Source organism: Cyclobacterium sediminis, from assembly GCF_054781075.1.
In genome coordinates, this window is record NZ_BAAGVC010000022.1 from 114,201 (window position 1) to 126,487 (window position 12,287).

Sequence of the window (12,287 nt, forward strand, 5' to 3'; positions counted from 1 at the left end):
CATATAAAAACTATGGCGTTCAGAAAAAATAAAAAACTAAACAACGACTTTTCCAGAGTCACCATTAGTTTGGCTTCACCTGAGTCCATCTTGGACAGTTCTCATGGTGAGGTTACACAACCTGAAACGATCAATTACAGAACCTACAAGCCTGAAATGGGTGGATTGTTTTGTGAGCGAATTTTTGGGCCGGTAAAAGACTGGGAATGTCATTGTGGGAAATACAAGCGCATTAGGTATAAAGGAATTATCTGCGACCGGTGTGGAGTAGAAGTTACCGAAAAGAAAGTTCGTAGGGAGCGCATGGGCCATATTGAATTGGTTGTTCCTGTTGCCCATATATGGTATTTCAAGTCCCTTCCCAATAAGATTGGTTACCTATTGGGATTGCCTACTAAAAAACTGGATCAAATCGTTTATTATGAAAGGTATGTAGTCATCAATGCCGGTATCAAAGCCGATGATGGTTTACAATACTTGGATTTCCTTACAGAGGATGAATACCTCGATATTATGGACAAGCTTCCTAAGGAAAACCAAATGATGGATGATGAAGATCCTAATAAATTTATTGCCAAGATGGGGGCTGAAGCCCTTGAAATGCTTTTGGCAAGATTGGATTTAGATGACCTTTCATACAGTTTAAGGCACCAAGCTGCTACTGATACATCTCAGCAAAGGAAAGCTGAAGCATTGAAGCGATTGAAGGTTGTTGAAGCCTTTAGAGATGCCAGAACAAGAATTGAGAACAGGCCTGAATGGATGATTGTGCGCATGGTGCCTGTTATTCCACCTGAGCTTAGACCTTTGGTGCCTCTTGATGGTGGTAGGTTTGCAACTTCTGATTTGAATGACCTTTACAGAAGGGTTATTATCAGAAACAATAGACTTAAACGACTGATCGATATTAAAGCTCCGGAAGTAATTCTTAGGAACGAAAAAAGAATGCTTCAGGAAGCGGTTGATTCCTTGTTTGATAATTCTAGGAAAGTCAATGCGGTAAGATCAGATGGAAACAGGGCCTTGAAATCCCTTTCAGATATGTTGAAAGGTAAGCAAGGTAGGTTTCGCCAAAACCTTTTAGGGAAAAGGGTTGATTACTCCGGAAGATCAGTGATTGTGGTAGGGCCTGAGCTAAAACTACATGAATGTGGATTACCGAAAAATATGGCGGCCGAACTTTTCAAACCTTTTATTATCAGAAAACTGATAGAAAGAGGTATAGTTAAGACCGTAAAATCTGCGAAGAAAATTGTAGACAGAAAAGATCCGGTTGTTTGGGATATTTTGGAAAACGTGCTGAAAGGCCATCCTGTATTGCTAAACCGTGCCCCAACTCTGCACAGGTTAGGTATTCAGGCTTTCCAACCTAAATTGATTGAAGGTAAAGCTATTCAGCTGCATCCATTGGTATGTACAGCCTTTAATGCGGATTTTGATGGTGATCAGATGGCTGTTCACGTGCCTCTAGGGCATGAAGCCATTTTAGAAGCTTCTACATTGATGCTTTCCTCACATAATATCCTCAACCCGGCCAATGGTGCGCCAATTACCGTACCTTCTCAGGATATGGTTTTGGGATTGTACTATGTAACCAAAGGAATGAGGTCAACCGAAGAAAATAAGGTTGCAGGAGAAGGCATGACCTTTTATGGTCTGGAAGAAGTATTGATTGCCCTTAATGAACAAGCCATTTCTAAACATGCTTACATTAAATGTAAAGTCAAGGTAAGAAAAGAAGACGGTTCGCTTGTTGAAGAGTTAATCGAGACTGTTGCCGGTCGACTTATCTTCAACCAGTTTGTACCGGAAGAGGTTGGATTTGTAAATGAATTATTGACTAAGAAAAAACTTCAACAAATTATTGCTGAAGTGGTTAAAATATGTGGAATTGCTCGTTCAGCGCAATTCTTGGATGATATCAAACACTTAGGTTTCCAAACTGCCTTTAAAGGAGGCTTGTCCATGGGGCTTGATGATGTAATTATTCCTGATGATAAAGATCCATTGATTTCCAAGGCTACTTCTGAAGTAGATCAGGTTTGGAACAACTATTTGATGGGATTGATCACTGATAATGAGCGGTACAACCAGGTAATCGATATTTGGACAAGAACCAACTCTAATCTGACCAATATTTTAATGCGTCAGATGGAGGAAGACAACCAAGGTTTTAACGCTATCTATATGATGATGCACTCAGGGGCTCGTGGTTCCAGAGAGCAAATCAGGCAGCTTGGTGGTATGCGTGGTCTGATGGCCAAACCGCAGAAAAACCTTCAAGGATCAGTTGGTGAGATTATTGAAAACCCAATTCTTTCTAACTTTAAAGAAGGCTTGGATGTATTGGAATACTTTATCTCTACCCACGGTGCTCGTAAGGGTCTTGCTGATACCGCACTTAAAACAGCAGATGCCGGTTACTTAACCAGGAGGCTGGTAGATGTAGCCCAGGACATGATCGTATCTGAAGAGGATTGTGGTACTTTAAGGGGGCTTGTGGTACAAGCTTTGAAGGACAATGACGAAATCGTTGAGCCGTTATCAGAACGTATTGTTGGTAGAATTGCTGTTCACGATGTTATCGATCCATTGACAGATGAGATGATCATTGAATCCGGTGAGGAAATTACTGATGATATTGCCAAAAAAGTTGATGAGTCTGCAGTAGAGGAGGTAGAGATACGCTCTGTATTGACTTGTGAGACCAGAAGAGGGGTATGCTGTAAATGTTATGGCCGTAACCTTACCACCGGAAATATTGTTCAAGTAGGAGAATCTGTAGGTGTAATTGCCGCTCAATCAATTGGTGAGCCGGGTACTCAGTTGACCTTAAGAACCTTCCACGTAGGTGGTACGGCTTCCAATATTTCAGTAGAAGCAAATATCAACTCTAAATTTGAAGGGATTGTAGAGTTTGAAGAAGAGCTACGTTGGATCAAAACTACCAACAAAGATGGAGACGATGTTTCCATTGTAATGGGTAGATCCGGAGAAATAAAGATCAATGATGTGAAATCAGGAAAAACTTTGGTTTCAAATCATGTTCCATACGGAGCCATCCTTAATGTAAAAGATGGTCAGAAGATAGCCAAAGGTGATTCCCTATGTACTTGGGATCCCTACAATGCCGTTATTCTTTCTGAGTTTGACGGTAAGGTGGATTTTGAGGCAATCCTTGAAGGAATTACCTATAAGGAAGTAGCTGATGATCAAACGGGCTATAGAGAAAAAGTAATTATTGATACCAAGGACAAAACGAAAAACCCTGCTGTAGTGGTAGAACATGGGGATGAGTCCAAGGCTTACAATATTCCTGTTGGCGCTCACCTTTCTGTTGAAAAGGGTGAAGAGGTGAAAGCGGGCCAAATTCTTGTAAAAATTCCTAGATCTGTTGGTAAAACCAGAGATATTACCGGTGGTCTACCAAGAGTTACCGAGCTTTTTGAAGCAAGGAACCCTTCCAATCCTGCAGTAGTATCTGAGATTGATGGTGTTGTACAATACGGAGGGATCAAAAGAGGTAATCGAGAAATCTTTATTGAATCCAAAGATGGCGTTAAGAAAAGATACATGGTATCTCTATCCAAGCATATCTTGGTTCAAGAAAATGACTTTATCAGAGCCGGTGAGCCACTTTCTGATGGTGCTATTACTCCAAATGACATATTGTCCATCAAAGGGCCAACAGCTGTCCAAGAATATTTGGTGAATGAGATCCAGGAGGTTTATCGTTTACAAGGTGTAAAAATCAATGACAAACACATTGAGGTGATCGTTAGCCAAATGATGCAGAAAGTAGAAATCCTTGATGCAGGTGATACAGGATTCCTTCAAAACCAGATTGTTGACAAATGGGCTTTCCGTGAGGAAAACGACATGATTCTTGACAAGAAGGTGGTGGTTGAAATTGGAGATTCAAATACCTTAAAACCGGGAATGATCATTAACGCAAGAAGATTGAGAGATGAAAATTCCAGCCTTAAGAGAAAAGATCTTAAGTTGGTACAAGTGAGAGATGCCCAAACAGCAGTATCCAGACCTACTTTGCAAGGTATTACTGCTTCCTCTTTGGGAACAGAAAGCTTTATTTCTGCCGCCTCTTTCCAGGAGACCACTAAAGTACTTAGTGAAGCTGCCATAAGGGGTAAAAGAGATGAGTTGCTAGGACTTAAAGAGAATGTAATTGTTGGTCACCTAATTCCAGCAGGGACAGGACAGCGAAAATTCAACAATTTGATTGTAGGATCGAAGGAAGAATATGAAGTGTTGACTGCAGAGAAAGAGGTAGGTAACAAGAAAGTTCGTGAGACAATTAAATAAATAAATAATTCCTAAATACAAAAGGTCTGCTTAGTAGAGCAGACCTTTTTTTATCTTAATTGACATTTGAGATGGAAGATGATAAAAAAGCAGAGCAACAACAAAAGCAGCAAATCAATATAGAGCTTACTGATGAGATAGCTGAAGGTATATATTCCAATTTGGCGATGATTGCCCATTCAAACTCTGAGTTTGTAGTGGATTTTATTCGATTGATGCCCGGAATACCTAAGGCTAAGGTAAAATCTAGGATTATTATGACTCCCGATCATGCTTTACGTCTTTTGCAGGCACTGAAAGACAATATCGAGAAATATGAAAAAGCCTTTGGAAAGATTGAAGGAGGCAAAGATGCGCCTCAATTTCCAATGAACTTTGGAGGAACATTAGGAGAGGCTTAGAGAAAGAGATTCCATAATTCAATAAATCGAAAAGATAGTTGATTTGAGTCATAGAAATTATAACTCCTTAATTTTGTTTGTTTTATTGATTTGGTTACCTTTGCAATCCAAATTTTATAAGTTTAAAGCAGATTAATTAATTTATCTATTAATGCCTACTATACAACAGTTAGTTAGAAAAGGTAGAACCACTCTAGAGAGCACGTCCAAGTCAAGGGCTCTGGATGCATGTCCTCAAAGGAGAGGTGTGTGTACCCGTGTGTACACTACTACGCCAAAGAAGCCTAATTCTGCCATGAGAAAAGTGGCTAGGGTTAGATTGACCAATGGTAAAGAAGTCAACGCTTACATCCCAGGAGAAGGACACAACCTACAGGAACACTCAATTGTGTTGATCCGAGGTGGAAGGGTGAAAGATTTACCGGGAGTTCGATACCACATTATTCGAGGAGCATTGGATACTGCGGGTGTAAAAGACCGTAAGCAGGGACGCTCTAAATATGGGGCTAAGCGACCAAAGGCCGCTAAAAAATAACATAATTTAATAACAGAATAAAATGAGAAAAGCGAAACCAAAAAAGAGGTATATTCTTCCTGACCCCAAATTCAATGACACTTTGGTCACCAGGTTTGTCAATTGTCTAATGGTGGATGGTAAGAAAAGTATTGCTTACAGGATATTTTATGATGCCATAGGCAAAGTAGAAGAGAAAGTAGGTGAGAATGGTCTTGAGGTTTGGAAAAAAGCGCTTAACAATATTACTCCTGCTGTAGAGGTAAAGAGTCGTAGGGTTGGGGGTGCAACTTTCCAGGTACCTTTGGAAGTAAGGCCTGATCGAAAAATTTCCTTAGGTATAAAGTGGATGATCACTTTTGCTAGAAAAAGAGGTGAAAAAACCATGATGGATAGGTTAGCTGGAGAGATCATCTCGGCTTCCAAGGGTGAAGGAGCAGCTGTAAAGAAAAAAGACGACACGCATAGAATGGCGGAAGCCAATAAAGCATTCTCGCATTTTAGATTTTAATAGGCAATGGCTAAGAAAGACTTAAAATATTTAAGAAATATAGGTATAATGGCTCACATTGACGCCGGAAAAACAACTACTTCCGAGCGTATCTTGTATTATACCGGTTTGTCTCACAAAATTGGTGAAGTACACGATGGAGCTGCCACTATGGACTGGATGGAACAAGAGCAGGAAAGGGGGATTACTATTACTTCTGCTGCTACTACCACTACGTGGAAATATCCAACCCTTCAGGGCCAGGCATTACCTAACACCAAGGACTATCAGGTCAATTTGATTGATACTCCCGGTCACGTGGATTTTACCGTAGAGGTAGAAAGATCCCTTCGTGTTTTGGATGGTGCTGTCGCTTTATTTTGTGCAGTGTCAGGTGTTGAACCTCAGTCCGAAACAGTTTGGAGACAAGCTGACAAATACCACGTTCCAAGAATCTGCTTTGTAAACAAAATGGATCGTGCGGGAGCTGATTTTTTTAATGCCGTAAATGAAATTAAAGATAAATTAGGTGCTAAACCTGTTCCCCTTCAGATTCCTATTGGAGCTGAAGATACCTTCAAGGGTGTAGTTGATCTTATTACCAATCAGGCCATCGTGTGGAATGAGGAAGATCAGGGAATGACTTACAAAGTCATTGATATTCCTGAGGACCTTAAAGAAACCGTTTCTGAATACAGACAAAGCCTAATAGAGCAGGTAGCTTCTTATGATGATGAGTTGATGGAGAAATTCTTTGAGGATGAAGATTCCATCACCAAAGAAGAAATGATGGATGCCATTAGAAAGGCTGTGATCAATATGGATTTCTCTCCTGTTTTATGTGGTTCTGCCTTTAAAAATAAAGGAGTTCAGGCTTTATTGGATGCAGTGATGGCCTATTTACCTTCACCCTTGGATTTGCCTCCGGTGAAAGGTACTAATCCTGACTCTGAAGAGGCTGTATTGAGACACGCGGATAGTGATGAACCTTTTGCTGCTTTAGCATTTAAGATTGCTACTGACCCATTTGTAGGTCGTTTGGCATTTATGCGAGTGTATTCGGGTAAGCTGGACTCAGGTTCTTACGTTTACAACTCCAGAACAGGTAAAAAAGAAAGAATATCAAGATTGCTACAAATGCACTCTAACAAGCAAAACCCTATTGATAAGGTTGAAGCTGGAGACATTTGTGCTGGTGTTGGTTTTAAAGATATAAAAACAGGAGATACCCTTTGTGATGAAAAGAGCAAAGTTATTCTTGAGGAAATGACTTTCCCTGAGCCTGTAATTGGTTATGCAATTGAGCCAAAAACGCAAGCCGATGTTGATAAATTAGGTATGGCGATTGCCAAGCTTGTTGAGGAAGATCCTACCCTTCATGTAAATACGGACCATGAAACAGGTCAGGTTATTTTGAGAGGTATGGGTGAACTTCACTTAGAAATCATCATTGACAGACTTAAGCGTGAGTTTAAAGTTGAGATTAACCAAGGTGCTCCTCAGGTAGCATACAAAGAAGCGCTTTTTGCAAGTGTTGAGCACAAAGAAGTGTACAAAAAGCAGACAGGTGGTAAAGGTAAATTTGCAGACATTGTGTTCGAGATTGGACCAAAAGAAGCAGATGAAGAAACCGGAGAAGTCAAGCCTGGATTGGAGTTTGTGAATGGAATCGTTGGGGGGGTAATTCCTAGAGAATTTATTCCTTCAATTCAGAAGGGTTTTGCAGAGTCGATGAAAAATGGACCATTGGCCGGATATCCTGTTGAAGCGATGAAAGTAAGGTTGTTCCATGGTTCTTTCCATGATGTGGATTCAGATGCGGTGTCATTTGAAATGGCAGCAAGATTAGGTTTCAAAGAAGCAGCCAAAAAATGTAAGCCTCAATTGTTAGAGCCAATTATGGCAGTGGAAGTAGTTACTCCTGAAGAGTATACAGGACCTGTTACAGGTGACTTAAACCGACGAAGAGGTTTGATGAAAGGAATGGATACCAAAGGTGTTTCTTCTGTTATCAAGTCATCCGTTCCTTTGTCAGAACTGTTTGGCTATGTAACAGATTTGAGAACCATTTCATCCGGTAGGGCATCCGCCTCACTTACTTTCTCACATTATGACCCTGTTCCTAACAATATTGCCGAGGCTATTATTGCTAAAGTAAAAGGGGAGAAGGCTTAAAATAATCGAACATGAATCAAAAAATCAGAATAAAATTAAAGTCATACGATCATAGTCTGGTGGACAAGTCATCAGAGAAAATCGTTAAAGCTGTAAAATCTACAGGTGCAGTAGTTGTGGGTCCTATTCCACTTCCAACGAAGAAAGAAAAATTCACTGTTTTGAAATCTCCTCACGTAAACAAAAAAGCGAGAGAGCAATTTCAGTTGTGTACTTATAAGAGATTGGTAGATATCTACTCTAATAGTTCCAAAACAGTAGATGCCTTGATGAAAATCGAACTTCCAAGTGGAGTGGATGTAGAAATCAAGGTGTGATCTTCCTGCTTCGCACGAGTAAAAACCTATACCGTTACCGGTATAGGTTTTTTTTTGAGCAAATTTTTTGTTTTGTTTTTCTCAGGGCTTGAAATTTTCGACTGTTCATGGGGCTTTACTAAGCTAATTGTTTGAAAATATTCATGTTGCAATTTGTTACCTGAAATTAAATTGCTAACTTTGCAATCCTTTAAAGGGGACAGGTGTGTATACACTTGTGAATCATTGTATATCATATATCCAAAGATGTCTGGAATAATAGGTAAGAAAATCGGAATGACTAGTATTTTTAGTGCCGATGGACGAAATGTCGCATGCACGTTAATAGAAGCTGGTCCTTGCGTAGTTACGCAAGTAAAAAATGTAGAAACAGACGGGTACAACGCTGTACAGTTGTCTTATGGTGAGCGTAAAGAAAAAAATACGCCTAAGCCATTAATCGGCCATTTCAAGAAGGCCGGTACGACACCTAAGCAGAAAGTTGTTGAGTTTAGGGATTTCAGAGTGGAATTCGAAGGTCAGGTTGACATGGGTAAAACTGTGGTATCTGACAAGATCTTTGTTGAGGGCGATTTTATTGATGCTATAGGAACATCTAAAGGAAAAGGTTTCCAGGGTGTGGTTAAGCGTCATGGTTTTGCTGGTGTTGGTGGGGCAACTCACGGTCAGCACAACAGACAACGTCATCCAGGTTCTATCGGTGCTTGCTCTTGGCCCTCAAGGGTTTTTAAAGGCATGAGAATGGCAGGAAGAACCGGTGGTAACAGGGTCAAAGTACTTAACTTAAAAGTACTTAAAATATATCCTGAAAAGAACTTGCTATTAGTTAGTGGTTCTATACCGGGAGCCAAAAATTCTTTTGTGATTCTAGAGAAGTAATAAGATGGAATTAGCAATATTAAAACAAACCGGTGAAGATACCGGCAGGAAGATCACGCTCTCTGATGATATTTTCGCTGTAGAGCCGAATGATCATGCCATATACTTGGATGTAAAACAGTATTTGGCCAATAGAAGACAAGGAACGCATAAATCTAAGGAGAGAGCTGAAATTGCAGGTTCTACCAAAAAGATTAAAAAGCAAAAAGGTACGGGTAGTGCTCGAGCAGGGTCTATCAAATCTCCGATATTCAGAGGAGGAGGAAGAGTATTTGGGCCAAAGCCTAGAGACTATTCTTTTAAGTTAAATAAGAAAATGAAGCAGGTTGCCAGAAAATCTGCCTTGACTTACAAAGCCAAAGAAAACGGCTTGGTAGTTTTAGAAGATTTGGTTTTTGATGCACCTAAGACCAAAGATTATATCAATCTATTGTCTAAATTATCTTTATCTGATAAAAAGACATTATTAGTAGTTGGTGAAAATAATCCAAATGTTTATTTGTCTTCAAGGAATGTACAAAAAGCAAAAGTAAGGGTATTCAGTGAGTTAAACACTTACGAACTTCTTGATGCTGATAGTTTAGTTCTTTGCGAAGGTGCAGTAAGTAAGTTAGAAACCCTTTTATCGAAGTAAAATCATGGATATTTTAAAAAGACCTTTAATTACAGAAAAGATCTCAGCCATGAACGAACGTGGGGTATATGGATTTGTGGTTGAAAAAACTGCAAATAAGCCTCAAATAAAAGATGCTGTAGAGAAAATGTACGGTGTCAAGGTGGTTGAAGTACGCACCATGCGCTATGCTGCAAAGAAAAAGACGAGGTACACCAAAGCAAAGATTGTTTCTGGTTATACCAACACTTTCAAAAAGGCAATGGTACAGGTAGCAGAAGGAGAAATCATTGATTTTTACGGAGAAATTTAATTGAATCAGAGCAATGGCAGTTAAAAAATTAAAACCTGTAACTCCTGGTACCCGTTTTAGAGTGGCGCCTTCATTTGATGAAATCACCACATCTAAACCGGAGAAAAGCCTTTTGGCACCTTTGAAGAAAAGCGGTGGCAGGAATCATAGTGGTAAAATGACCTCCAGGTATCTGGGAGGCGGACATAAAAAGAGACTTAGGATTGTTGATTTCAAAAGAAATAAAGAAGGCATTCCTGCAGTAGTTAAAACTATAGAATACGATCCAAACAGAACGGCAAGGATAGCTTTGTTGTTTTACAAGGATGGTTCTAAAGCATATATGATTGCTCCTGAAGGACTTGAAGTTGGCCAGACAGTACTTACTGGCGAAGGCGCAAGTCCGGAAGTAGGCAATACCCTGTATTTGAGAGATATTCCTTTGGGTACTATCATTCATAACATTGAGCTTAAGCCTGGTAAAGGTGGAGCGATGGCTAGAAGTGCCGGCGGATATGCCCAACTTTTGGCTAGAGAAGGAAAATACGTTACCCTAAAATTACCTTCTGGCGAAATGAGAGTGGTTTTGGGTGCATGTAAAGCTACAATTGGTACTGTTTCTAATGGTGACCATATGAATGTAGTATTAGGAAAAGCCGGTCGTAAGAGATGGCTGGGAAGAAGACCTCGTACCAGAGGTGTGGCGATGAACCCTGTAGATCACCCAATGGGTGGTGGTGAAGGCCGTTCTTCAGGAGGTCACCCACGATCTAGAACAGGCTTGTTGTCTAAAGGCAAGAAGACTCGTTCGCCTAAAAAGTACTCCAATAAATTTATCATTAGCAGAAGAACTAAGTAAACATGGCACGTTCGTTAAAAAAAGGCCCATATATAGAGCACCATTTGTTAAAGAAAGTGGATGGCATGAACGAATCCGGGAAGAAATCTGTGATCAAAACCTGGTCCAGGAGGTCGATGATTTCTCCAGATTTTGTAGGACTAACCTTTGCAGTGCATAATGGAAACAAGTTTATCCCTGTATTTGTGACTGACAATATGGTCGGACATAAACTAGGTGAATTTGCACCTACTAGGAATTTCCGTGGACACATTGCCAAAAAAGATAAAGGAAAGAGATAATCATGGAAGCTATAGCAAAATTAAACAATGTTCCTACCTCTCCCAGAAAGATGCGTCTGGTTGCGGATCTAGTAAGGGGAAAAAAAGTTGGTCAGGCATTAAGCATCTTGAAATTTACGCCTAATCACGGATCTATCAGGCTCGAAAAATTATTGTTATCCGCTATTGCCAACTGGCAAGCGAAAAACCCTGATGAAAAGCTTGAAGATGCCGATTTGTATATAAAGACCATCTCTGTAGATGGAGGTAGGATGTTAAAAAGGCTTAGACCTGCACCTCAGGGTAGAGCTCATAGAATCCGTAAAAGATCAAATCATGTAACGCTAGTAGTAGACTCCGTTGAAGGAGATGTTACCGCTGATATTGTTGAATCAAATGAAAAAGTAAACTAAAATATGGGACAAAAAGTTAACCCAATTGGTTTAAGGCTTGGTATCATTAAGGGGTGGGACTCTAACTGGTATGGAGGACGCGATTTCGCTGATAAGCTTTATGAAGACCAGAATATCAGAAAGTACGTCTTTGCCAGAATACCCAAAGGAGGTATTTCCAAGGTAATTATTGAAAGGACTCTAAAGAGGATTACCCTAACCATCCAAACGGCCCGTCCGGGTGTAGTTATTGGTAAAGGTGGATCTGAGGTAGACAAGCTTAAGGAAGAACTTAAGAAAATTACAGATAAAGATATTCAAATCAACATATTTGAAATCAAACGTCCTGAATTAGATGCTAAGTTAGTTGGCGAGTCCATTGCACAGCAATTGGAAGCCAGGATTTCTTTTAGGAGAGCGATGAAGCAATCTATTGCTGCTACCATGAGAGTAGGCGCTGAAGGAATCAAAGTAAAACTTTCCGGAAGATTAGGTGGTGCTGAAATGGCCAGGTCTGAAATGTACAAAGAAGGTAGAATTCCTTTGCACACTATTCGTGCAGATGTGGATTATGCGCTTTCTGAAGCACAAACTGTCTATGGTAAAATAGGTATCAAAGTTTGGATTTTCAAAGGTGAAGTATACGGTAAAAGAGACTTGTCTCCAAACGCCGGGCTAAGCAATGATTCCAAAGGAAATGCTCCTTCAGGCAACAGAAGAAGAAGAGAAGGTGGGCCTAAGAGAAGAAAAAGAAACAACTAAAAATCCTTAA

The 12,287-nt window shown here is 40.1% G+C and carries 13 protein-coding genes; all 13 read left to right on the top strand.

Annotated features, from left to right (window positions below):
- The first annotated feature begins 12 nt into the window (after positions 1–12).
- The 13 genes from rpoC (at position 13) to rpsC (ending at position 12,277) form a co-directional block, all read left to right on the top strand.
- Positions 13–4,323, top strand: coding sequence for a DNA-directed RNA polymerase subunit beta' (gene rpoC, locus ACYVHJ_RS18490; protein WP_460517777.1), 4,311 nt, complete (start codon positions 13–15; stop codon positions 4,321–4,323).
- 71 nt (positions 4,324–4,394) lie between these two features.
- Entirely contained in the window at positions 4,395–4,724 is a 330-nt protein-coding gene (locus tag ACYVHJ_RS18495; RefSeq protein WP_460517780.1) for a DUF3467 domain-containing protein, read from the top strand.
- Between the two features lie 151 nt (positions 4,725–4,875).
- Entirely contained in the window at positions 4,876–5,259 is a 384-nt protein-coding gene (gene rpsL, locus ACYVHJ_RS18500; protein ID WP_014020617.1) for a 30S ribosomal protein S12, read from the top strand.
- A 22-nt stretch (positions 5,260–5,281) separates the two neighbouring features.
- On the top strand, positions 5,282–5,749 hold the full coding sequence (gene rpsG, locus ACYVHJ_RS18505; RefSeq protein WP_014020618.1) for a 30S ribosomal protein S7: 468 nt from the start codon (positions 5,282–5,284) through the stop codon (positions 5,747–5,749).
- 6 nt (positions 5,750–5,755) lie between these two features.
- The gene (fusA, locus tag ACYVHJ_RS18510) at positions 5,756–7,903 is read left to right on the top strand and encodes an elongation factor G (RefSeq protein ID WP_460517785.1); all 2,148 of its coding nucleotides are present in this window, start codon (positions 5,756–5,758) and stop codon (positions 7,901–7,903) included.
- 11 nt (positions 7,904–7,914) lie between these two features.
- Positions 7,915–8,220, top strand: a complete 306-nt coding sequence (gene rpsJ / locus ACYVHJ_RS18515; RefSeq protein ID WP_014020620.1) for a 30S ribosomal protein S10 — start codon at positions 7,915–7,917, stop codon at positions 8,218–8,220.
- A 246-nt stretch (positions 8,221–8,466) separates the two neighbouring features.
- On the top strand, positions 8,467–9,099 hold the full coding sequence (gene rplC, locus ACYVHJ_RS18520) for a 50S ribosomal protein L3 (RefSeq protein ID WP_041934668.1): 633 nt from the start codon (positions 8,467–8,469) through the stop codon (positions 9,097–9,099).
- 4 nt (positions 9,100–9,103) lie between these two features.
- Positions 9,104–9,733 carry a 50S ribosomal protein L4 gene (gene rplD, locus ACYVHJ_RS18525; RefSeq protein ID WP_339901537.1) on the top strand — a complete coding sequence of 210 codons (630 nt, stop codon included), beginning with the start codon at positions 9,104–9,106 and terminating at the stop codon, positions 9,731–9,733.
- Between the two features lie 4 nt (positions 9,734–9,737).
- Complete coding sequence (rplW, locus tag ACYVHJ_RS18530; RefSeq protein WP_339901539.1) at positions 9,738–10,025, top strand: 50S ribosomal protein L23; 288 nt, start codon at positions 9,738–9,740, stop codon at positions 10,023–10,025.
- A 13-nt stretch (positions 10,026–10,038) separates the two neighbouring features.
- Positions 10,039–10,863 (top strand): large ribosomal subunit protein uL2, encoded by an 825-nt coding sequence (rplB, locus tag ACYVHJ_RS18535; RefSeq protein ID WP_460517791.1) that lies wholly within the window; start codon positions 10,039–10,041, stop codon positions 10,861–10,863.
- Positions 10,864–10,865: 2 nt separating this feature from the next.
- Complete coding sequence (gene rpsS, locus ACYVHJ_RS18540; RefSeq protein ID WP_460517794.1) at positions 10,866–11,144, top strand: 30S ribosomal protein S19; 279 nt, start codon at positions 10,866–10,868, stop codon at positions 11,142–11,144.
- 2 nt (positions 11,145–11,146) lie between these two features.
- On the top strand, positions 11,147–11,536 hold the full coding sequence (rplV, locus tag ACYVHJ_RS18545) for a 50S ribosomal protein L22 (RefSeq protein WP_014020626.1): 390 nt from the start codon (positions 11,147–11,149) through the stop codon (positions 11,534–11,536).
- 3 nt (positions 11,537–11,539) lie between these two features.
- Positions 11,540–12,277, top strand: coding sequence for a 30S ribosomal protein S3 (gene rpsC / locus ACYVHJ_RS18550; RefSeq protein ID WP_014020627.1), 738 nt, complete (start codon positions 11,540–11,542; stop codon positions 12,275–12,277).
- Positions 12,278–12,287 lie beyond the last annotated feature (10 nt).